This is a genomic window from Fibrobacter sp. UBA7003, from assembly GCA_002449765.1.
GTDB lineage: Bacteria > Fibrobacterota > Fibrobacteria > Fibrobacterales > Fibrobacteraceae > Fibrobacter.
The window spans coordinates 299,049-321,689 of sequence record DJXN01000012.1 but is presented as its reverse complement, the minus strand read 5'-3'; the positions used below and the strand labels follow the sequence as shown (position 1 = coordinate 321,689).

General features: G+C 56.1%; 21 protein-coding genes. 11 read left to right on the top strand and 10 right to left on the bottom strand.

The genetic code is table 11. From position 1 onward, the window contains the following. Positions 1-6: 6 nt before the first annotated feature. The 4 genes from B2952_RS09620 to B2952_RS09605 all read left to right on the top strand — a co-directional run bounded on the left by B2952_RS09620 (position 7) and on the right by B2952_RS09605 (position 4,758). The gene (locus B2952_RS09620) at positions 7-1,008 is read left to right on the top strand and encodes a lysylphosphatidylglycerol synthase transmembrane domain-containing protein (RefSeq protein ID WP_173382276.1); all 1,002 of its coding nucleotides are present in this window, start codon (positions 7-9) and stop codon (positions 1,006-1,008) included. A 61-nt stretch (positions 1,009-1,069) separates the two neighbouring features. Continuing rightward, positions 1,070-3,229, top strand: a complete 2,160-nt coding sequence (locus tag B2952_RS09615) for a UvrD-helicase domain-containing protein (protein ID WP_290731956.1) — start codon at positions 1,070-1,072, stop codon at positions 3,227-3,229. Continuing rightward, on the top strand, positions 3,226-4,035 hold the full coding sequence (gene murI / locus B2952_RS09610; RefSeq protein ID WP_290723415.1) for a glutamate racemase: 810 nt from the start codon (positions 3,226-3,228) through the stop codon (positions 4,033-4,035). The genes B2952_RS09615 and murI overlap by 4 nt, the downstream gene beginning before the upstream one ends. An 84-nt stretch (positions 4,036-4,119) precedes the next feature. Next, complete coding sequence (locus B2952_RS09605) at positions 4,120-4,758, top strand: hypothetical protein (RefSeq protein WP_173365308.1); 639 nt, start codon at positions 4,120-4,122, stop codon at positions 4,756-4,758. Positions 4,759-4,836: 78 nt separating this feature from the next. Here B2952_RS09605 and B2952_RS09600 read toward each other — a convergent pair whose 3' ends face one another. Together B2952_RS09600 and B2952_RS09595 are read right to left on the bottom strand one after the other, a co-directional pair. Beyond that, entirely contained in the window at positions 4,837-6,972 is a 2,136-nt protein-coding gene (locus B2952_RS09600) for a glycosyl hydrolase (RefSeq protein WP_290731953.1), read from the bottom strand. A gap of 76 nt (positions 6,973-7,048) precedes the next feature. Then, entirely contained in the window at positions 7,049-8,221 is a 1,173-nt protein-coding gene (locus B2952_RS09595) for a sugar transferase (protein ID WP_173365310.1), read from the bottom strand. Positions 8,222-8,408: 187 nt separating this feature from the next. Here B2952_RS09595 and B2952_RS09590 point away from each other — a divergent pair, with 187 nt between their 5' ends. From B2952_RS09590 to B2952_RS09570, 5 genes are read left to right on the top strand one after another with little or no spacing between them, the layout of a single operon-like run. Next, positions 8,409-9,698 (top strand): homoserine dehydrogenase, encoded by a 1,290-nt coding sequence (locus B2952_RS09590; RefSeq protein ID WP_173382274.1) that lies wholly within the window; start codon positions 8,409-8,411, stop codon positions 9,696-9,698. 43 nt (positions 9,699-9,741) lie between these two features. Then, the gene (locus B2952_RS09585) at positions 9,742-11,193 is read left to right on the top strand and encodes a sugar transferase (RefSeq protein ID WP_173382273.1); all 1,452 of its coding nucleotides are present in this window, start codon (positions 9,742-9,744) and stop codon (positions 11,191-11,193) included. Beyond that, positions 11,193-12,056 (top strand): carboxylating nicotinate-nucleotide diphosphorylase, encoded by an 864-nt coding sequence (gene nadC, locus B2952_RS09580; protein ID WP_173382272.1) that lies wholly within the window; start codon positions 11,193-11,195, stop codon positions 12,054-12,056. Before B2952_RS09585 ends, nadC begins: the two co-directional genes overlap by 1 nt. A gap of 15 nt (positions 12,057-12,071) precedes the next feature. Beyond that, positions 12,072-12,917, top strand: a complete 846-nt coding sequence (locus tag B2952_RS09575; RefSeq protein ID WP_290731948.1) for a type III pantothenate kinase — start codon at positions 12,072-12,074, stop codon at positions 12,915-12,917. An 18-nt stretch (positions 12,918-12,935) separates the two neighbouring features. After that, complete coding sequence (locus tag B2952_RS09570; RefSeq protein ID WP_290734948.1) at positions 12,936-13,874, top strand: UDP-glucuronic acid decarboxylase family protein; 939 nt, start codon at positions 12,936-12,938, stop codon at positions 13,872-13,874. A gap of 66 nt (positions 13,875-13,940) precedes the next feature. On the opposite strand, the gene nth is transcribed toward B2952_RS09570, so the two are convergent. From nth to B2952_RS09540, 6 genes are all read right to left on the bottom strand, one after another. Continuing rightward, a complete protein-coding gene (gene nth, locus B2952_RS09565) occupies positions 13,941-14,564 on the bottom strand; it encodes an endonuclease III (RefSeq protein WP_173382269.1) in 624 nt (207 codons plus the stop codon). Positions 14,565-14,632: 68 nt separating this feature from the next. Beyond that, the gene (gene cysE, locus B2952_RS09560; RefSeq protein WP_290734946.1) at positions 14,633-15,421 is read right to left on the bottom strand and encodes a serine O-acetyltransferase; all 789 of its coding nucleotides are present in this window, start codon (positions 15,419-15,421) and stop codon (positions 14,633-14,635) included. 37 nt (positions 15,422-15,458) lie between these two features. Further along, the gene (locus B2952_RS09555) at positions 15,459-16,676 is read right to left on the bottom strand and encodes a phosphotransferase (protein ID WP_290731939.1); all 1,218 of its coding nucleotides are present in this window, start codon (positions 16,674-16,676) and stop codon (positions 15,459-15,461) included. Positions 16,677-16,698: 22 nt separating this feature from the next. Continuing rightward, complete coding sequence (locus tag B2952_RS09550; RefSeq protein WP_173365315.1) at positions 16,699-17,058, bottom strand: hypothetical protein; 360 nt, start codon at positions 17,056-17,058, stop codon at positions 16,699-16,701. Positions 17,059-17,070: 12 nt separating this feature from the next. After that, positions 17,071-17,211, bottom strand: a complete 141-nt coding sequence (locus B2952_RS09545; protein ID WP_173365295.1) for a hypothetical protein — start codon at positions 17,209-17,211, stop codon at positions 17,071-17,073. Positions 17,212-17,427: 216 nt separating this feature from the next. Beyond that, the gene (locus B2952_RS09540) at positions 17,428-18,207 is read right to left on the bottom strand and encodes a nitrilase-related carbon-nitrogen hydrolase (RefSeq protein WP_290731936.1); all 780 of its coding nucleotides are present in this window, start codon (positions 18,205-18,207) and stop codon (positions 17,428-17,430) included. A gap of 59 nt (positions 18,208-18,266) precedes the next feature. Here B2952_RS09540 and B2952_RS09535 point away from each other — a divergent pair, with 59 nt between their 5' ends. Together B2952_RS09535 and B2952_RS09530 are read left to right on the top strand one after the other, a co-directional pair. Continuing rightward, complete coding sequence (locus B2952_RS09535; protein ID WP_173382265.1) at positions 18,267-20,618, top strand: hypothetical protein; 2,352 nt, start codon at positions 18,267-18,269, stop codon at positions 20,616-20,618. Continuing rightward, a complete protein-coding gene (locus B2952_RS09530; RefSeq protein ID WP_290734944.1) occupies positions 20,615-21,340 on the top strand; it encodes a M15 family metallopeptidase in 726 nt (241 codons plus the stop codon). The genes B2952_RS09535 and B2952_RS09530 overlap by 4 nt, the downstream gene beginning before the upstream one ends. 5 nt (positions 21,341-21,345) lie before the next feature. Here the strand turns inward: B2952_RS09530 and B2952_RS09525 are convergent, their stop codons facing one another. After that, on the bottom strand, positions 21,346-21,531 hold the full coding sequence (locus tag B2952_RS09525) for a hypothetical protein (RefSeq protein WP_173382264.1): 186 nt from the start codon (positions 21,529-21,531) through the stop codon (positions 21,346-21,348). A 127-nt stretch (positions 21,532-21,658) separates the two neighbouring features. Next, positions 21,659-22,624: an L-threonylcarbamoyladenylate synthase gene (locus tag B2952_RS09520; RefSeq protein ID WP_290734941.1), complete on the bottom strand. Its 966-nt coding sequence runs from the start codon at positions 22,622-22,624 to the stop codon at positions 21,659-21,661. Positions 22,625-22,641 lie beyond the last annotated feature (17 nt).

Genomic DNA, 22,641 nt, shown 5'->3' with positions numbered 1-22,641 from the left:
GATCCCATGGCTCTCAATCCCAAAATAAAATCGGCGCTGGTCTTTGCGCTCAAGCTCGTGGTGACGCTTGTCCCTGCGTACTTTGTCTATAGGAACATCGTAAGTTCCCCGGACTGGGACATCGGCGACCTGTACAGGCTGTTTTCGAGGGAAAGCTTGCTCCCGTTCGTGCTTGCGCTTGTCTGCCTTGCCGCTTCGAACTTTACGGCCTGCCTCCAGTGGAAGCTGCTCCTGGAACGGCAGGGGGTGCACTTGGGCTATGGGCATCTGCTTAAGCTTTATTACGTGGGCCTCTTCTTCAACAACTTCATGCCCGGCAACGTGGGCGGCGACGTGAAGAAGGTCTACGATATCCGTATGCAGGGCGGGCAGGATAGCGTGGGGGCCGGGTTCACCGCGACGGTTTTCGATCGTCTCTTTGGCCTCTTCTTTGTTACTTTGTTTGCCCTTGCGATGGGAGCCCTGTTCTTTGTCCATGACGAGGCTCAGCGGGCGTTTATCTGGCCGTCGATTTGGATATTCCTTGGCTTCTGCGCCATGTTCGCCTGCCTTTGCAGTCGCCGTCTCGGGCGGCTCTTGACGCGGGTTATCTCGAAGTTCCTGCCGCAGAGGTTCGGGGATAGGCTTGTCCACATGTTCGAACGCTTCCAGCATTTCCGTTCGGTCAAGCTGTGGTGGCAGATTTCGTTCTTGTCGCTTGTGACGCAGTCGTTACGCATCTTTGTCCACTTCTACTGCGGCCTGGCCGTAGGGGTGGCGCTTTCGATTTCGTGGTATTTCTACTACATCCCGCTGGTCGCCATCGTGAGTGCGCTCCCGATATCCATCGGCGGATTCGGGCCCCGTGAACTCCTGGCGCAGTCGCTGTTTGCTCGTGCCGGCGTGGCGAGTCTCGAATCGGTAGTGATCCAGCTGCTTGCGTATTTCGTGAGCCTGCTCTTGAGTTTGTTTGGGGCGTTCGTGTTCCTCTTGGGAAGAGGGGCGGACGCTCAAGGCCGTCAGGGATAGCCGTCCCTGCTTTTGTAGATAGCGCGGATGCCGAGGGGGCGTCCGCTTTCCAGAGGTTACTATGGATGCCGAGGGCATCTTGCAAGGTCTCAATTCCGACCAGCGTGCGGCGGTTTTACATGACCATGAGTCGGGCGCGCAACTCTTGATTTTGGCGGGAGCTGGTTCGGGAAAAACATCCGTGCTGACGAAGCGAATCCAGTACCGGATTGCGTCGGGCGTAAAGCCTGAAAATATCCTTGCGTTGACTTTTACGGCGAAGGCCGCTGCCGAGATGCGCGAACGCGTGCAGAAGCTGTTTCCGGATGCGGCGGTACGGCTCTGCACTTTCCATTCGCTTGCGCTGTTCATGCTGCGCCAGAAAATCGGTGGACGCATGGCCTACGAGCGTGTGGGGATGCGGGAGGCTCCCGTGCCGCAGGATGGTTCCGGGCGCGAATTCATGGATATGGCGGCCCGCCTGGGAATCAAGTCGGGAAGTCTCGAACGCGAAAGGCTCTTTGACGACAGCCTCCCGGTTTCGCTGAAGCGCAAGCTTTCGAAACTCCGGGAACCGGTGCTTGAGTCGGGCCGTGTGGTGTTCGAAGATCTGATCTACCTTGCCATTCAACTTCTGGAAGGTGATGCGGAAGCGCGGTCGCATTTCCAGTCGATGTGGACGGAAATTCTTGTGGATGAATACCAGGATATCAACCCGTCGCAGTACCGGATGGTCAAGGCGCTTCTCGGCGACAGGAAAAGTTTGTTCGTAGTGGGCGACGACGACCAGGCGATATACGGATTCCGCGGGGCCGATATCGGGAACATCAACCGTTTCTGCGACGACTTCAAGGAGAGCACGTTGATTCGCCTGGAATGGAATTACCGTTCGACTTCGAACATATTGCACTTGGCGAATCGCATTTTCGAAAACAAGCCGCTGCGCTTGCGGAAGGTGCTGCGTGCGGGAAACTCGAACGGCTCTGGCGGCAATCCGATTTTCAAGGAGAACCGCGAACCGGAAGTTTGGACAAGCGAAAACCCGGTGGAGGAAATGTGCAGGATCGTCTGCAAGATAAAGGAACTTCGCGAGGCCTATGACCTTTCGTGGAAAAATTTCGCGATTCTTGTGCGTTACAACCGGCAGCGGCTCTACTACGAGGAGGCCCTGCGTGACGAAAGGCTCCCGGTTGCGGGCGACGAACTCGGGGAGGGCTTGACGGTCGAGGACGGCATCCATGTAGAAACGGTTCATGCTTCCAAGGGGTTGCAGTATGCTGTCGTTTTTTATGCGGGACTGGGCGAGGGGCTCACGCCGGGAACCTGCGAAGGCGACCGTGCGGAACGAAAACGGCAACTTGATGAGGAACGTCGGCTTTACTATGTGGGAGTTACCCGAGCCGAGGCTTGCCTATTTTTATTATATTGTAAACGGCGTTTCTGGAAGGGGCGGCTTCGGAAATTTAAGAAGTCGCGGTTCTTGCCTCGGACGCCCGGTTTTTCGCAAGGTTGTCTCATGCCTCTTATCTTGTTCAAAATAAAAGTGGTCTTGTTTGTGCTTGCCTACATGTTCCTGCACATGCTGGTCTTGCCTTTTATTATCCTCTTCCGGCATCGCAGCGTGAATCTTTGGGTCGACAAGAAAATCCAGGCCTTCGCGCGATTCTGCATGAAGGTCCTGAAAATCGACCTCGATGTCGAGAACCAGGCGATTCTTTCGAAGGTCGACTGGACGCGCCCCGTGTTCGTGATGGGAAACCACAATTCGTATGCGGACATCCCGATTATTTTCCTTGCCATCGAACGCACTATCGGCTTTATCGCGAAGGCGGAACTCCGCTTTATTCCCTTCCTCGGGTTCTGGATGCACCGGATTGGGTGCGTGCTCATCAACCGCGAAAAGGGCGGCGGCGCGGCCCTGATTCGTGAAGCGATGGCGAAGGGGAAGGCCCCGAGGCTGTTTATTTTCCCGGAAGGGACGCGTGGCAAGGACGAGAACATGGTGCCGTTCAAGAGCGGCGGGTTCCGGTTGGCCATCGAAACCGAAGCGACGATTCTCCCCATCTATATCAAGGGTTCCGGTTTTGCCTGGGAACACCGCAAGAGCTCCGCACGTTGCAAGGTGACGGCGACGGTTCTTGAACCCCTGGACGTGAAGGCGCTTGCTGCCGAGAAGGGGACGCTTGACCCGCGCAAGGACGTGATGCACGTTGTCCGTGAACGGATGGAGGCCGCCGTATGATAGGCGTCTTCGATTCCGGCTTTGGCGGCCTATCCATATTGAAGGATTTGAGACGGGTCCTGCCGGAATACGATTTTGTCTATCTGGGCGACAACGCGCGTGCACCTTATGGCTCGCGCACTTTCGAAACGATTTTCCGCTATACGCTCCAGGCTGTCCGCGAACTCTTTAGCCGCGGTTGCCCCCTCGTGATTCTTGCGTGCAATACGGCATCGGCGAAGGCGCTCCGGAGCATACAGCAGGATATCCTCCCGTACGAGTTTCCTGACAGGCGCGTGCTTGGAATTGTCCGGCCGACTGCGGAGGAAATCGGGAAGTTCAGCCGAGGAGGACATATCGGCGTGCTTGGAACTGCGGGGACCGTCTCGTCCGGAAGCTACCTTATCGAAATCGGGCATTTTTTCCCGGAATTGAAGGTGACTCAGCATGCCTGCCCCATGTGGGTCCCGATTGTGGAAAACGGCGAGCGCGGGACGGAGGGGGCTAGGTTCTTCGTGAAGAAGGACGTGGATGCGCTTATGGCATCCGACCCGCAAATCGATGCAGTCCTGTTGGCATGTACGCATTACCCGCTTCTGGAATCCGAAATTCGGGCCGCACTGCCACCGCAGGTCCGGCTCGTTTTCCAGGGGGATATTGTTGCCGCCAAGACAATCGACTACCTCAAACGGCATCCGGAGATGGATGCCCGCCTCTCGAAGGGCGGAAAGACGGCCTATTTGACCTCAGATACTGCCGAATTTTTTGAAAAAGGGGCGTTTTTGTTCGGAATTGAGGGAATTTCGGCTGAATCGGTGGCCTTGTAGTCTATAAAAATGTAGATTGCGGATGTAACTGACGAACCTGTTTAGGTCCGCTTGTGTTTTTTTTATCATAGGTGAGTTGAAAATATGCCGAAGACACAAATAAATCTCGAAGGTTGGCAGGATTACCGTGGTAACGCCGCCGGTAGCCTGCTTTACGTGGAAACTAGCCATCAGTCCGAAATGCCGGTTCGTGACCAGCTGAACGAAAACGAAAAGGGCTTCCTCTACGAGCCCAACTACGAGACCAGTACCTACGGCCTGATGAGCTGCTACAATGTGAAGGCGATTAATGCCATCTTGAAGGCGAAGAGCCGTTACATCCTGTTCGGCACCCGTTACGAGGGGTTGAGCGATTCCGAACTCCGCAACAAGTACCTGATTATGGGCTACATGCGCATCGACAAGATCAAGGATGTGCGCACGCGCCATATCCAGCGCTACATGGCGAATCCTGACCTTCCTGAACCGGAATGCATGCAGATGGAGCACAACTGGGCTGTATACGGACCGATGCGCTTCGTCTCCATGAACGATTCCTTCGTGGTGACCGACGAAATCCTCAAGGAATGGGGTTACAAGGGCCATGCGAGCCGCCAGCTCAAGGCTGTTTTCCAGAAGGAACACCTCGACCAGATTCTTTCGTACCTGGATTCGAAGGACGACAAGATTGACGAGTATATCGCGACTGTCGACGAGTACAAGGAAGCCCTCGAAGAAGGGTAATGACGTTTAAATCCGTTTTTTAAACAGCGACGCCCCCGCATTTTTGCGGAGGCGTTTCTCTTATGCACCGAAGGTGTCTTATTTCACAGTCTTGATGGTCGAGGCGCTCGTCTTCACGATGTACATGCCCTTCTTGAGGTCGAGGCGGAGAGTTCCGTCGGCGTTCAGGGCCTGACCCTTGATTCCGCTCCAGAGGAGGTTTCCGTTCAGGTCGAACACCCTCGCTTCGGCATTCATGTCGCTTGCGGCGAAGTTCGTACGGATGCCCTTGATGGCGTTGGTGCCGCAGCCGGTGGCGACAATCTTTGCGATGTAGATGCCCGCGTTGTCGCTGTTGAACGAGAGCTGCGTGGAGCCGAAGGGGGCTCCGGTCGAGTCAATTTCGTTTGCGAGCGGGACGGATACTTCGGCCCAGGAGCCCGCGGGGGCGGTGTTTCCGTACTGGTAGTTGCTCCAGGTGCTGCCGCCCGCGCCGCCGATGTTTACGGAGGCGTCTTCGGCGTCGATGCTACGCATGGTGAACACGAGATCCTTGCACTTGGTAAGCGGTTCCTTCACTGCGGCTGCATCGGGGATTGTGAAGAGGGCGTGCTGGTAGCCGCAGTCGTCCTGCGCGCAGCCGGCGAGCGGAACCTTCACGTACTTGGAAATTCCGTCGAGCGCGGTCGTCTCGAAGGTGACCTTGCCGAGGGTCTCGTCGCTCTTCCAGCCCGCTGCAGAAGTTTCGTTCGCGTAGTCCACAATCACGAGAGAATCACCGAAGTTCTGGTTGGGGTCAATGTACGGGTCGTCGATGGGGGAGTCTTCGCACTGGAGCGCTGCCGTGTTGCTTGTGGTGAACACGACCGTGGTGATGGACTTTGCTGGGGCGTCGATGATGGCGCCTGCGGTGACTGTCTTGCTCTTTTCGCCGCTTTCGGTAGACTGCACGGCGTAGACCGGGTTGTAGCCGTTCACGGAGAAGTTCAGGTTCTGGGCCGAGCCCTTGTTGATGGCGACAACGGAGATGGAATCGCAGTCAGCGCTACGGAAGGCGGCTGCATAGACGTTGCTGCCGTCGGCGGTGCTGCTCACGACGCGCCAACCCGGGTTCACGAACTTCGAGTAGTGGCGCATGGCGTGGTATTCGGGGTTGATGTAGAGCTTGGCTTCCTTGCAGCTGCTCCAGCCTTCGCCCGGGCAAACGCCGATGAGCTGGCCGTTCTGTTCACCCCAGAAGAGCTCCCAGGCGATATAGGCGTTGAGCTTGCCGCTCGTGAAGCCGACCTGCATAATGTGGGCGAGGCCGAGCATGTCCTGCTCGCGCACGGCAGATTCCATGGTGCAGAATTCCGTCATGATGATGGGCTTGCTGTCGCTGCCGTAGTTTTTGCCGATGGCGGTCATCGCCTTGCGGAAGTTTTCCGGATTCAGGTAGTTGGTGCCGGAGTTGTCGTTGCCGTCACCCGCATGGTACAGGTGGTAGGCGTAGCCGTCGAGGTTCTTGTCGTCGAGCGCCTTTGCGTACTTTTCGAAGTTGCTGTAGCCGATACCGAGCGGTTCGGGGCCGATAATCTTCGGCGGGTTTGCAAGCGTGCTGATGGAATCGCGTACGGCCTGGAGCGCCTGCTTGTAACCGGCAATCCCGTTGCTTTCGGTAGGCTCGAAGAGGGTTTCTTCGTAATCGGCTTCCATGTCGGGTTCGTTCTGCAGGCTGATGTAATCGGGAGTGATGCCCGCGGTGGCGTAGGCCTGCAGGCTCTTTTTCCACCAGCCGGCGAATTCGCTGTAGACGAACTTGCCGTACGGGTCGCTGTTCGAAGTCTTGAGTGTCTTGTCGGCCTTAGAATGGCCCTGGTTTCCGTTCACGCTGCCACTCGGCTTGAGCCTGCCCGGTGCAGACCAGCTGGACATCTCGATCTTGAGGCGGTTGCCGAGGCGTTCCTTGCCAGCCTTCACGATGGCGGCATCGGCGGAGATGCTTGTGGTGTCTTCCTGCTTCCAGTTGCCGATGCGGAGGAGTGAGAGGTTGAGACCGTTAAAAGCGGTGTCATAGAAGTCCTTCTGCATCGAAGAGCTCATGGCGGTAATCCAGCTCTGGTAGTAGGCGGCGCCTGCACCGAAGCCCACGACCTTTTGTGCCGTGGTGGCGGGATCTACCGTGATATTTGCGGCTGAAGCTATTGATGCTGCAGCAAGGGCGACCGAGGCCGCTGTCAGGGATTTCTTAAACATACACACATCCTTTCTTTTTACTCCCCAACCCCAGAAACCATCAATTATCAATCATCAATTATCAATCATCAATTAATTAGTAAGCTCCTTCGCCCTTGAACACGACCTTGAACGTCTTGAGGATCAGCTTGAAGTCTTCTCCGAGCTTGCCGTCGCGGCGGATATAGTCATTGTCGAGTCGCATCTGCCCTTCGAACGAGATGTTGCTGCGGCCGCTCACCTGCCAGATGCAGGTCAGGCCCGGCGTCACGGACAGGCGCATGCGGTGCCAGGGTTCGTATTCAGCCACTTCGGAAGGGATCGGCGGGCGCGGGCCCACGATGGACATGTCGCCCTTGATGATGTTCACGAGCTGCGGCAGTTCGTCGAGGCTGAACTTGCGGAGGATGCGGCCGAACGGATAGATGCGTGGGTCGTTCTTCATCTTGAACGTCTTGCCGCCCGTCTCGTTCTGGGCCATCAATTCTTTTTTGCGTTCTTCGGCATCCACGTACATGCTTCGGAACTTGTACATCGTAAACAGTTTGCCGTTGCGGCCCACACGCGTTTGCTTGAAAATGACCGGTCCCTTGTGGTCGCTGATCTTTACCGCGAGCGCACAGAACAGGAGCAGCGGGGAAAGGACAACCAGGGCGAGGCTCGAACAGGCGATGTCCGTAATGCGTTTCACAACGTGGCGGTAGCGTATCTTGTGCGGGTGCTGCCAGATGTGGTCGAGGTTCAGGCGTTCGAGCGAGAAGAAGCTTCCGTTCGTGCTGTTGAAGTCCTTGATCTTGTCCTCGAGTTCCAGGTTGTCCTTCTCCTGGAGCCCGGTGTAGATATATGCCTTGAAGATGGGCGACTTGGGCTTGTGCCTGAGGGCCTGGATGAGGCCTGCGTCGTTCAGCTTGTGGAGGATTTCCTTGCGGATGGACTCGAGCGTCGAAAGGTCCGAATTCAGGAGGATGATGCCGAGACCGCTGCTGTCGGAAAGGTAGCCGAGGACATCGATAAACCTGAGGTGCGAGAACATGGTGAGCACGCTGATGCGCCAGGTACGCTCGACGGTGCGCGAGGGGCTCCCCCAGCCGAAAAAGTCGTACTGGTGCGAGTAAATCTTGATGAACAGGAATGGCCTGCGGGTGCGGTTCGCCCTTAGGAATTCCTCGTTGAGGCGCGTCCTGAAGAGGCGTGCCGGATAGACAATGTTCTTGAGCTTCTGCTCGTTGAGCAGGTTGCTGATTGCCGGATTGGATATTTCCTGTTCCATGCGTAAAAATTTAGAAAAAAATGCACCTGGCTTGTTTTGGTAGGAAAAAACACAAATGTGCAAATTTCTTGAACGTAAACAAATCTTTACTAATGGGCGGTGAAAAAAGGAGGGGCTTGTTCGGTAGAACGGGGCATGCCGTTTTTTCTATATTATGTCTCCGAAAAATTTAAAATGGAGACGCAATATGCTGCGTATTGGCTTAATTGGTACTGGAACCGTCGGTGGCGGTGTCATTCAGATTCTTGAACAGAAGATTGCCGAGTACAAGGAAAAGCTCGGTGTCGAACTCGAACTCGCCTGCATCTGCGCGAAGTCCGAAGAAGAAGTCGCCCCGTACAAGGCGAAGGGCTACAAGGTTTCGACCAACGCCGACGAGATGATTGCCGGTAACGATATCGACGTGCTCGTTGAACTGGCCGGCGGCTACAACATGCCGCGCAAGTGGATTCTCGCTGCCCTCGAAAGCGGCAAGCATGTGGTGACCGCGAACAAGGCCCTCCTTGCCAAGTACGGCCACGAGATTTTCCCGCTCGCAGCCGAAAAGGGCCTGCATGTGCTGTTCGAAGCCGCGGTTGGCGGTGGCATTCCTATTATCCGTAGCTTGCAGGAAGGTTTGCTCGGTTCGACCGTCGAACACCTGAGCTGCATTATCAACGGTACCTGCAACTACATCCTGAGTCGCATGGCCGACGAAGGCCTCGACTTTGATGTGGTTCTGAAGGACGCCCAGAAGCTCGGCTTTGCCGAAGCTGACCCGACTTTTGATATCGAAGGCATCGACTCCGCCCATAAGACTGCCCTCCTTGCTAGCCTCTGCAGCGGCAAGCGCGTGGACTTCGAAAAGATTCATGTGACGGGTATTTCGAAAATTACCGCCCAGGATATCGCATTCGCCAAGGAACTTGGCTGCTGCGTGAAGCTCCTCGGCATCTACCACCGCGACGGCGACCGTGTGGACGCCCGCGTGCATCCGTGCTTTGTCTCTAACGAAAACCTGCTCTCGAACGTGAACGGCGTGATTAATGCCGTGTACCTCAAGTGCGACAACCTGGGCGAGACCGTCCAGACGGGTGCCGGTGCTGGCCGCCTCCCGACCGCTTCCGCTGTCGTAGCCGACCTTGTTTCCTTGGCCCGCTCCGTGGACCAGGGCAGCCGCAAGGCGCTCCCCATGGGCTGGTTCAACGTCGACAATTCCGCGACTCTCGTGCCTATTTCCGAGACGAGCGCCCGCTACTACCTGCGCTTCACTTCCCGTGACGCCTGCGGCGTGCTCGCGAAGATTACCAGCATCCTCGCCGAAAATAACATTTCCATTGAAACCATTATCCAGAAGAACGTGAAGGACCCGGGCAAGGTTTCCATCGTGGTCATCACCGAAAAGACTTTAGACTGCAAGGCCTCGAAGGCGGTGGACGCCATCGATGCTCTGCCCGAAATCGTCGAAAAGAGCCAGGTTATCCGCTTCCTCGCGTAACGGATGGCCTTCTGGACTGCAATTTTTGTAGTTTGATATAGCTATGATACGCGCTGCGACATTGGAACGCATTCTCGTTATCCTTTCGGATTTCGTGGCGCTTTCGATATGCTTTGTGCTGGCTTTCTGGGTCCAGTTCCATAGCGGCTGGATTGCCGACAAGTACGACCCGTCCAAGCTTTTCTCGGATTACGCCAACATGGGGTTGATCCTGAACGTGGCATGGCTCGTCTTGTTTACCTGCGCAGGGCTTTATCGTTCATGGCTCCTGATGTCGCGGACGCACCAGATTTTGCGCGTGTTGCGGGCGGTGGTGATAGGCGTTGTTCTTATTATCATCAGCCTTTTCGGAACGGAGTTTGTAGGCAAGATCTTTGCCAACCAGCCGTTGAACGAGGGCTACTTGTATGGATCGCGCTTCCCGTGGATTTTTATCTACGGCGGCCTCGCCATGGTGCTTGTTGCCGGATTCCGCATGTTCATTTACTTCTGCCTGCGCGGCTTGCTTCGTTTGGGCTACGGCGCGAATAACATCCTCGTGCTTGGCGCTACCGATGCGGGCAAGAAGATTGCCGAGGATCTCAAGAACACGCCGGCTTTTGGACAGCGCGTGGTGGGCTTCGTCGATGAAAGGTACCAGGTGATGGATCATGAATTTGCCGGGTTCCCCGTACTCGGCAAGTATGCCGATCTCCCTGCGCTTGTGAAAAAGCACCGTGTGGATGGGATTGTGATTGCGCATGAGAGTTCTTCTCCGCAGGAGATTATGCGCGTCCTCGTCTGGATTTGCGAACTTCAACTTCATATTTATATTGTACCGGGACTCTATCCCGTGGTGAATGGCCAGTTCAAGGCGAACTTGGTCCATGGTTTCGAACTTCAGGAACTTTTTGCGTTTACGATGCCGCCCTGGCAGGTGCGGGTGAAGCGCATTATCGATGTGCTGTTCGGAGCGTTCCTTGGGATATGCTCTTTGCCGGTCTGTCTGCTTGCGGCTATCGCCATCAAGCTCGAGGACCACGGCCCCGTTTTCTATTCGCAGGAACGCATCGGCCTGTATGGCAAGCCCTTTACGGTCTACAAGTTCCGCACTATGCGCACCGATGCCGAAAAGTTCGGCGCCCAGTGGGCCACCAAGGACGACCCGCGCATTACGAAGGTCGGCAAGTTCCTGCGCAAGACCCGCATCGACGAGCTGCCGCAGATTCTTTGTGTTTTGAAGGGTGACATGAGCATGGTGGGGCCGCGCCCTGAACGTGCCGTGTTTATCAGCAAGCTTCGCGAACAGATTCCGTTCTACATCAGCCGCCTCAAGATGAAGCCGGGCCTTACGGGCTGGGCGCAGGTGCGTCACCATTACGATACGAGCATCGAAGATGTCCAGATAAAACTGAAGTACGACATGTATTATTACGAGAACATGAGCCTGCTTCTGGATTTCCAGATATTGGTGCGTACTGTTTACGTTGTCTTGACCGGTAAAGGAGCGCAATAATGTACGGAGACAATTCCACTCCGGTATTCCCAGTTAATGATGCTCTCACGATGATTCGCCTCGCGCTTGCCGAAGACGTGCGCACGGGCGACGTGACGAGCGAATGGACCATTCCTGCCGACCAGAAGCAGCATGCCCGCCTGATTGCAAAAGAAGATGGCGTGCTTGCGGGCCTCCCGGTCATTGAACTCGTGTTCCAGGAACTGAAGGCGAACGTGAAGGTGACGCTCCACAAGAAAGATGGCGACGTGGTGAAGAAGGGCGACCTGATTGCCGAAATGGACGGCACGACGCATGAACTCTTGACGGGTGAACGTACGCTCCTGAACTTTATCCAGCAGCTTTCCGGCGTTGCGACGGTCGCGCATACCTTCCAGGAAGCCCTGAAGGGCGGCAAGACGAAGGTGCTCGATACCCGCAAGACGGTTCCCGGATTCCGCACGCTGCAGAAGTATGCCGTTCGCGTGGGGGGCGGTTCCAACCACCGCATGGGCCTCTTTGACATGGTGCTGGTGAAGGACAACCACATCGCTGCTGCAGGTGGCGTTCTCGAAGCACTCGAAGTGGTGAAGAAGAACAACACGCAGGGCCTGATGGTCGAGATGGAAGTGGAAAACTTCGACCAGCTGCGCGCTCTTTTGAACAAGGGCGTAGACGTCATCATGCTTGACAACATGAGCAACGAGATGATGGCCGAGGCCCTGAAGATTATCAAGGAAAGCGGTGACAAGTGCCTGGTGGAAGGCTCTGGAAACATGACGCTCGAACGCGCGAAGGAAATCGCGACGCTCGGCCTCGATTACATCTCTGTCGGTGCGCTCACGCATAGCGTGAAGGCTCTCGACATCTCGATGCGAATCTAGTTTTTTGATTTGCGCATGAAAAAGAATTTGGATAAAACTGTACGGAAGTCGAATCGCGAAACTTTTAGCTTCGTCGTGGATGTGGGCAACTCCCACACGGTTTTGGGTATTTTCAAGGGCGACAAGGTGGTGGACCACTGGAGGCTTACTACCCGCAAGGAAACGACGAGCGACGAGGTGATGAACCGCATTGGCGGACTTGTGCGCTTTTCGAAAATCAAGCCGACGGAGATTACGCATGTGGGCCTCTCGACGGTGGTGCCCGCGCATGAGCGCCCCTGGATCAAGGCCCTGCAGACGCTCCTCAAGCGCCCGGTGCAGGTGGTAAGTTCCAAGAACTGCCTCGGTTGCCCGATTGCCTACCCGAACCCGGCGTCGCTCGGTGCCGACCGCTTGTGCAACATTATCGCACTCCGTGACCGTGGCTACAAGGATGCCATCGTGGTGGATATGGGCACGGCAACGACATTTGACGTGATGAAGGACGGCGGCTTCGCTGGCGGTATAATTATTCCGGGCATTAGCGCAAGCCTCGATGTCTTGACCGAGAAGGCGGCGCGCCTGTTGCCGGTAAGCATCGAGTGGCCGGAACACGTTATTGCAAACAATACTGACGATGCCATCCGCGCGGGTCTTCTGTACGGTTTTATGGCGGAACTTGAAACCTTGGTGGCAAAGATCAAGGACGAAATGGGCAAGAAGAAGGTTCCCGTGTTTGCGACGGGTGGCTGGGGCCGCATGGTGATGGGGCACAGCAAGGTTATCGATACCTACGACCCGTACCTGACTCTGAACGGTGTGCGCCTGGTGGCGCTCCATGGCAATTCTGCCGCAGAACTGGAGCGAGACTCCGACGAGTAATTTTAAAGAGAGGTCCCTATGCGTTGCTTAGTTACCGGTGGTGCAGGATTCCTGGGAAGTCACTTGTGCGAACGTCTGCTGGACGACGGTCATGAGGTGATTTGCCTTGACAACTATTTCACGGGTCGTATGGTGAATGTCGCTCACCTGCGCGATAACCGGAACTTCGAGCTCATTCGCCACGACGTGACGGAACCGATTTTGCTGGAAGTGGACCGCATCTTTAATCTCGCGTGCCCCGCGAGCCCCATTCATTACCAGTTCAACCCGGTAAAGACCATCAAGACGAGCGTGATGGGCGCTATCAATATGCTTGGCATGGCGAAGCGTGTGAAGGCCCGTATTCTGCAGGCTTCCACCAGCGAAGTCTACGGTGATCCGGCTGTTCACCCGCAGACCGAAGACTACTGGGGCAACGTGAACCCGATCGGTATCCGCAGCTGCTACGACGAAGGCAAGCGCGTTGCTGAAACGCTCTTTATGGATTACCACAGGCAAAATAACGTGGACATCCGCATCGTGCGTATTTTCAATACGTACGGCCCGCGCATGCTTATGAACGATGGTCGCGTGGTGTCGAACTTTATTGTGCAGGCGCTCAAGGGCGAAGATCTCACGATTTACGGCGACGGCAGCCAGACCCGCAGTTTTTGCTATGTGGATGACCTCATCGAAGGTTTTGTGCGCATGATGAACCAGGACAAGATTATTGGACCCGTGAACATCGGGAACCCTGGCGAATTTACAATGCTTGAACTTGCGAAGGAAGTGCTTGACCTCACCGGTTCCAAGAGCAAGATTGTGTACAAGCCGCTTCCGGGTGACGACCCGAAGATGCGCCGCCCGAATATCGACCTCGCCAAGTCCGCACTCGGTTGGGAACCGACAATCCCGCTGCGCCAGGGTCTCGAGAAGACGATTGTCTACTTCGAGGAACTGCTCAAGGGCGAGCGCTAACAGTTTGCAGATACTAGGACTTGTCATGCCCGGCTTGACCGGGCATCTTTGTTTCTTTCAATAGAATTATTTGCTGCCTACGATTTTGCAGATGGGGCAGTTTTCGGGCTTGTGACCCATAGCCTTGCAGTACGTGCGCCCGAAGTAGATAATCTGCAGGTGGCGTTTTTCCCATTCTTCCTTCGGGAAAATTTTCTTGAGGTCGGCCTCGGTCTGTTCCACGCTACTGCCGTCCGATAGTCCCCAGCGCTTGGCTAGGCGGTGGATGTGCGTATCGACGGGGAAGGCGGGAATCTTGAAGATGTGGCTCATCACGACGCTTGCCGTCTTGTGGCCTACGCCGGGGAGTGATTCGAGTTCTTCGAATGTGCGGGGGACTTCACCGCCGTGTTTCTCGACGAGCGTTTTCGACAGGTTGTAAATGTTCTTGCTTTTCGTGTTGAAGAATCCGCACGGCTTGATGATTTCTGCAATCGCGTCGATGCCGAGCTTGACCATGGCGGCGGGCGTTTTCGCTTTCTTGAACAACACCTTCGTTACCTGGTTCACGCGGATGTCGGTGCATTGCGCGCTCAATACGACGGCGACAAGCATCGTGTAGGCGTTTGAGTAGTCCAGCGGAATCGGCGGGTTCGGGAAGAGTTCGTCCAGCTTTTCGCCGATGAACTTGATCTTGTCCGTTTTTTTCATGTCCTGCGCCTCCTTTCGTCTTTCGTCTGTAGCGAGCCGCATTGCGACGCAGCGTACTTTCGTCTAGTTTAGTCGCAGTCGCGCGTGAAGTCTTGTTGCATGTTGAAGCTGGGCATGTCGTCGGTCGGGTGGCCGACTTCGACGGCGGGGACGCCTGCGTATGTCGTGTGCGGCGGAACGTCGCAGAGCACAACCGCGCCCGCGCCAATCTTCGCGCAGTCGCCGATGTGGATGTTGCCGAGCAGCTGGGCGTGTGCGCCGAGCATCACGCCGTTCCCGATTTTCGGGTGACGGTCGCCGACTTCGTTGCCGGTACCGCCGAGCGTCACGCCGTGCAAGAAGCTCACGTTGTTGCCGACGACGGCAGTTTCGCCGATGACGATGTTTGTCGCATGGTCAATCAACAGGCCGTGCCCGATTTTTGCCGCCGGGTGAATGTCCATACCGAACTTGCGGCTCACGATGTTCTGGAGCATCTTGGCGGGGAAGGGGCGGTTCTCCGTCCAGAGGGCGTGCGCCACGCGGTAGGCCTGCAGACCCTGGAAACCCTTGAACAGCAGGAGCGGTTCGAGGTAGCTGGTGCAGGCAGGGTCGCGGAGTACGGTTGCGTTCAGGTCCTTGCAGGCGGAAACGAGCAGTTCGGGGTACTTGATGTACAGCGCGTTGAACATCTTCTCGAGTTCCGCACGGTCGATGACTTCGCCCGCGAGTTGACAGGCGAGCGTTACGGATAGCATGTCGGCAAAGTTCTTGCGGCTCAACACCTGCTCTTCGAGCATGAGCTTCGAGAGCGGTTCGTTGGCGGCTAGTTCCGAGGCCTCGTCGCGGAGGCGCTTTTCCATTTCTTCGACTGTCATAGCGAATGCAAATATAGAAATTTGCGGCGGCTGCGGTCTAGCAGGCGAGTTTAATGAGCGCGCGGGCCGGGATGTGGAACCATCCGGGCCTGAACTCGAGTTCGTAGCAGGCTTCGTAAACGGCCTTTGCTAGGATATACGGGGTGGCTGCACGCTCGAGGGTGTCGAGGTCGATTTGCGCGTTGCCTGCATCTACGTGCGCGGCTTGTGCGTAGCCTTCAAGAAACGCGCGTTCGCATGCGGTGCAGTCGAACCCGGATGTTGCTTCCGCGTACTGGAAACTGCGCAACATGCCTGCGACATCAACAAGTGGGGAGCGGAGTGCCCTGCGGTATTCGAGCGTGCGGGAGGGTTCGCCTTCAAAATCGAGAATCTTGAAATCTGCGGCGGCAACCAGCACCTGCCCCAGGTGGTAATCCCCGTGGATGCGCTGCGGTGCGAACAACTCGCTGCCGGTTGGCGCTCCGAACGCATCTTTCGCCATGCGCTTGAGTTTCGGCAAAGTCGCTTTCACCTTTTCGGCGAGTTCGCGCATTTCACTGCCCGTTGCGCAGTTCAAAAGATGTTCCAATTTGTCAAATGGTATTTCGGGATTCTGCGCAGGCGTGCCCGGGAGTCCCCTGAGGGCGCGGTGCATCTTCGCAGTCGCTATCCCGAGTGCCTCGGCGCACGGCGCGTCCATCACGCCGTTGAAATACGCCCACGCATCCTGCATGCCGGTTGCACGTTCCTCGAGAATCCCGAGGGTGTAGCGTTTCCCCGTGGCATCTGCGTAGTAGCATGTGCCGTAGAGCTGTGGGCTCACGCCGGAGCGTTTGCGGTCGAGTTGTTCCATGATTTCGACTTCGGGGTGAATGCCCGGTAAAAGCCTGCGGTACAGCTTGAAGAAAAAATGCTTGGATGCGAATGCGGAATTGCTCTGCTCGGCATCGAGCGGGGCTATATTGAAAAGTTCGTGCAGGGAAACATCTACGGGGAAATGCTCTGTCTGCATGAACATAAACTCGCCGGATTGCGTGCCGTATCTTGCCTTCTCGCACGAAAACACGTCGTAGAAAAAGTCTGTAGTGCGGGTCTCGTCTTCAATGACGGCGTAGAGGTCGGACTCGCAGTTTTCGCTTGCGGCAAAGTTCACGCGGACGATGGAAAGAAACGTTTCCCCGATGGCGACGCGGTCCACGGTCTCGATGGAATCGATCTTGCGTCCCTTTCCCATGAACCAGCGCTTGCTTGCGATATCTTGCATGCTATCCATGCTTTGAAAAATAGCAATAGAACTATTTCCGGGCTGTCAGTGCAGGGAAATATCCCTGCGTGCGGAGTGTCGCGAGAATCTTGAGCTTGTTTTCGAGCGGTTCGGCGGGAAACCCGTCCACCACGAACTGCGGAATCCGTTTTTGCGGCTTGAATTGCGGCGGCACATCACTGTAGTCGCCGAGTTGCCAGGCACAGAGCATCTTTGCGAGGAACTGTTCCCAGGGGAAAACATCTTTCGGGGTGAGGTAGAACCTGGCGGGCTTCTCGTAATCGCGGGCGTCGAGCAGGAGCGTGCCGTCCCTATAACATGCAAGAAGCGCAGCCTGCCTCTCTTTCATCTGAGTGGCGGGCTGCGCGGGAATAGTCAGAACGAGTTGCATTCGGCGCGGGCGTTATGCAGCGAGGACTTCGCGTTGGATTTGCATGTACTGGTAGCTGGAAATCAGCGTAATTTTCAGAATCAAATCGCGGGCAAGTCCGGCTTTGATGAGGGCCCTAGCGTAGTTCAGCTTGTTCATGTCTGGTGATGTCATAGGAACCTCTGGGTGTTTTTGTTTTACATCCAGAAAATAGAATATTTTTGTGGCAAAAGCATGTCATTTTTTTTGGTAAGAAACAATGTGTAAAGTCTATCACACACTCCCCTTTTGCAAGAAAAATATAATCTGTTGATAAATAAGGAGTTACGAAACTGGTGCTCCAAAGTGTATTATTCCAGCCTAAAATCGCGCTGTGATTTATGTCACGCGTCAGATGCTTTTCAGGACGGGAAAACTCTCGCGGTAGCGGAGGAGCGGTTCGATTTCGATGCGTGCGGACACGATACATTCCGTATTGGAATCGGCCTTCGCGACAATGTTTCCGAACGGGTCGATAATGCGTGAATGCCCATTGTATTTGCTATCGGCGGTGACGCAGTTGACGGCGACGACATAGGCCTGGTTCTCGATGGCGCGCGCCTGCAATAGCGTATCCCAGTGCAGGATTCTTTCGGCAGGCCAGGCGGCCTGCACGGTCAGGAGGTTCGCTCCCGCCTTGACCGCATCGCGGTAGAGCTCCGGGAATCGTAGGTCGAAACAGATGGTCGGCGCTATGTTCCATTCCTGTATTTTAAACAAACTAATGTCCTGCCCGGCGGTGAATTTTTCCTGCTCCATGAAGAAGGGCTTCCGCTTGTCGTAGCTTGCGTATTCGTGCGGGTTTCCGGACAGGTAGACGCTTGCGTGGTTCGCGAGCGAAGGGCCTTTGCGCGATATCCCTGCGCCCATGACGGCGCACCCTGTCTGGCTTGCGAGTTTGTTCAAAAAACTTGCCGTTTCTCCGCTTGATTCGTCGGAAAAGTCTTCGGCGGCCCTCTCGGGGTGCAAGGGAAGGTAGCCTGTGGCGAACATTTCGGGCAGCACGATGAGCCCGGGAACGGAATCCTCGGTTCGTTTGCGGATTTCGCGGGTGAGCGTTTCGACCTTTTCGAAATTCCTGGCCTTGTCGTTCGGCGCGATTTCCATCTGCACTAGAAAAATATCGAGCATACGCAGAGAAATATAAAATTTGGTGGACTGCGGCGGCATAAAATTCTAATTTAGTATCCATGAGATTTCGATCCCTGCTCCTTATAGCCCTGTTCCTGGCGGCGAACCTGTTTGCGGCGACCCCTACGCCTGTCGTGGGCGTGGTCCTCGAAATGGGTTCGGACCTGCCGCTTGACGGAGTTCAGATTACCTACCGCTCCGGCAAAAAACTCGGCAAGACATCCTCGAATGGACGTTTCGAATTTACCGTGGATTCGAAGAACGCGTCGCTTGTTTTCCAGAAGGAAGGCTACGACAGCGTGTATGTGGACCTGCAGGATTTTGCGGACCTGCTCGACATGGTCGTGACGCTCTCGACCGACCTCCGCGACCTCGGTTCGAGTACGATTGTGGGTGGCGGCGAACCGGAGAAGTGGGAACCGCAACGCAAGGTGTCGGTCGATAAGCTCGAAGATGCGGCGGGCATGCGCTTTGACTTGACGGAACACCTGGGGCAGATGCCGGGAATTTCCGGGCAGAAGGATTTCAGCAGCGCGCTCTACTACGACGGCTCCCGCGCGGGCGACGTGGCCTACCACCTGGGGCGGCTCCGCATCCCGAACATGCGCCACCTCGATGTCGGGTTCCCCGGCAACCTTTCGGTGGTGAACCCGCACATACTGAGCGGCATCGAGATTCATGACCACTACGGCAGCGGTCCGATCGGCCAGGGTCTTGCAACTTCGGTGCAGTATATTCCCGAGCAGACGAAGGGCGAGTGGGGACTCAAGGGGGCTGCGGGCCTCACGGTGCAGGAAATCCAGTTCGATTCCCCGTTCCTTTTCTGGGACAGCTTCCGTTTCGCGTTCCGCAGGCTCGATGGCGAGATGCTCAAGAACCTGGGCGAAAAGTTCTTCACCGAATTCAGGAAGCGCGATGGCGACTGCGTGGATGATTGTCGCGTGAAATCCTCCGACCCCTTCGATCTTTCGGCGATGGATTTCTATGCACAACTTAACGGCTCCGATTCAATGGGCAACACCTGGGCGCTCCGGGCCCTGTACAGTACCGACGAATACTCCATCAGCCAGGACACGACTACTGCGTACGATCAGGTGAACGAAGTCGACATCATCAAGGGGAACCAGGATTACCTGGTCATCGGAGCGGAATACAATTCCAAGTTCGGGACAAGCCTGCATGCGGGATTCGTGCGCGAAAACGTGGGCGACACCCTGCAGGATACGACCGGATTCCGCAACTCCGTCTCGTCGAGGGAGATGGCTGCCTTTATCGACGCCTACGAGATGACGCATACGGTCATTAGCGCCGGTGCGGACAAGGAATTCAAGGCGAAACTGCTCGGTTCCAAGGTGAGCGGTGCCCTGCTCTATGAGCAGCATTTTGTCGACCGCAGTTACCTGGACTTTGGAGGCAAGCAGGAAGACGACTATACGACGGGTGTGCTTTCGGGCGTGAGCCGCTTTGACTGGAAGTCGGATTATTCGCAGACAATCTTTTCGCTCGGTGCGGTGGCCGACGCTATTGACCACAATGCGCGCCCGACGGTCTCGCTCGATTTCGAGAAGAACCTGAGCGAAAAGGATTCCACGTATTGGCGCCTGTTCAGCAGCGCGGCCTACCGCAGTGACTGGAAATACCTCTACGATGACGGAAACCTGACGGGAAGGCTTGAAACGGGCGCTTCGGCGAAGGTGGGACTTGGCTACAATTCCAAGTACCTGATTGCGCGGGCGAGCGGCTTTGGCCGCTACTACTTCGACCCGGTGCTGCCCCTGCCCAAGGCCTATGCGCAGTACAGGGACATTACTCCCGTGGAATTCGCCTGGGTGCTCGGTGCGAATGCGAAGGTGGATTGGAAGACTTCGCACCATTTCTCGATGTCAACGAACGTGAGTTCCGTCTATGGCGAATACGAACTCGAAGGTACCGGTTCGCTCCCGTGGGAAGCGAATTCGAGATTCGATATCGTTTCGCATTTCCGCTACTACCCGCGCAAGGATTCGCTGTTCTCGATTATCCTCACGCACCATGCGGCGTTGCACCGTCCGCTCTATTTTTACGATATCAAGCCCTCGGACCAGGAAAACCAGATACTCGGGACGCGCAGGCTCCGCGACCTGGAGGAATTTACCGATTTCTTCCGTACGGATGTGCGCGTGAATCTCGATATTGTCCGCGACAAGGGTTGGTTCCGCAAATCCAGATTCTACCTGGAACTGGATAATTTGTTCGGGAACCTCGACGTGGATGCGCTCAAGTTCCTGGGTTCCGAGAACGCCCGCGAACGTTCCTGGGTCACGAAGGACGGCGACAAGAATTCGGAAAATGGCTACAGGCTCGAACCGTTCATGGCGAAGGGCATGGGACTGTACTTCCAGTTCGGCGTGGAAGTGCTGCTTGGAATATGATGAAAGCGCTGCTTTTTTGTCTGTCGCTCCTTGCAGCGTCGGTGATGGCGCACGAGACGGACGCCAGGTTCGAACCGCCGAAGCCGAAGGAACCGAAGCGCTTTTGTGCGGAGGTCCAAAAGTGGATCGAATACGCATCGTCTAACAAGGACCTCGTGGAAATAACCAATGAACCCCTGCTTGTCATGGACTTGCGCTACGGAACTTTCAACAACGTAACGGGGCACGACCTGTATTGCGGCGAGCAGAGGGCCTTTGTCCACAGGGATGCCTACGCAAAACTCAAGAAGACCTTTGCCATCATGGAAAAGGAGATGCCCGGCTCGAAGCTCGTGATTTTCGATGCGGCGCGCCCCATTTATGCGCAGGCAGCGCTCAAGAAAACGGTGCAGGGGACTCCGTACACCAACTTCGTTTCGTCGGCGGTGAGGGGCGGCCTGCACAACTACGGCTTGGCGCTGGACCTGAGCATTACCGATAGCACGGGGACGCCGCTCGACATGGGAACGGATTTCGATTCGTTTGAACGCTGCGCGGGCGCGGTAGGTGAGGCGGATGCGCTCAAAAGCGGGCGCCTGACGCAGGAACAGGTTGACAACAGGAACAAGTTGCGTCGTATCATGAAGGCCGCCGGCTGGGTGATGCTGAAACACGAATGGTGGCACTTCAACGCCTACACGAGCACTTATACGCGGGAACACTACAAGCTGTTCCCGATGTAAGGCGGCTATTTCGTTGCTTTAGCGTCAAGCCTTGCTTGAACCTCGGCAATCTGTTCTGCGGGAAACCCCATGTCTTTCAGGATGCCAATAGCATCTGCATGACCTTTGGATTCGCCACGAGCTTCACCTTTAGCCTCAGCAGCAATGATCTTTCCGGCGGCCCAGCATTCGTAATCTTCCTTCGTCGTCATGCCATGCTCCTGTGCTTTCAAATAATATAACTAAACCATCTCCGTAAACGCAAGCCCCTGCCGTTGCGGACTCGCCTACCTATAAAAACGATCAAAACGCGAAAATGTTTCGTTTTGGCCGTTTTTTTTACGGGAGAGCCTTGATACTGGCGCGCTTCAGGCGGTCGTTCAGGGCGATGCCGATTCCCTTGTTGGGTATCGGGTCCACGAGAATCAAGTCGTAATCGGGCGTATCCAGGTCGTGCATGTAGGCGTATAGCCTTGCGGTCGCCTCGGTCATATCACCCGTTGCAGACAAGTTCACTGTGGCGGGGATTGCTCCGGCCTGGTTACCGAACGCGATGCGTACGGTTCGCTCCGGCAGCTTGTAGCCTGCGGGTACTTCGCCGAAGTACAGCGGCACCTGCGGGCGGTAATGCGTGTCGCACTGGCCCGGTGCCTGCATGGCCTGCCCGGGCTTGGATGTGGATTCCTTGACGGCGACATTGCCGAGAACCTTCGCGAACATCTCGGGCGTAATCGCACCCGGGCGCAGTACCGTGGGCGTTTTTCCCGCGAGCGATATGATGGAGCTTTCAACCCCGACGCTGCAGGGGCCGCCATCGACGATGCCCGCGATGCGGTCGGCGAGTTGCGCAGCCACGTGTTCCGCGGTGGTGGGGCTCACGTGCTTGAACAGGTTTGCGCTCGGGGCCGCAAGCGGGAGTCCCGATTCCTTGATAATCGCCTGCGCTACGGGGTGGCTCGGGAACCTTACCGCCACCGAGGGCAGCCCGCTCGTGCAAAGGTCGGGGATGCAGTCCTTCTTGGGGAGGATGATGGTCATCGGCCCGGGCCAGAAGGCTTCTGCCAGCCGGTATGCGGCATCGGGAATATCGCGGGCGACGTTCTCCAGTTCCGCGATGTCGGCAATATGCACGATAAGCGGGTCGAACGTGGGCCGTTCCTTCGCGGCGAAAATCTTCGCGAGCGCTTCGGGATTGTATGCGTTCCCCGCAAGCCCATAGACGGTCTCTGTCGGGATGGCGACCACTTCGCCTTCCTTGAGGAGCCTGGCGGCTTCTGAAACGCTTGTCCAAGGGGGGAACTTCATTATGGCACAAAAATAGA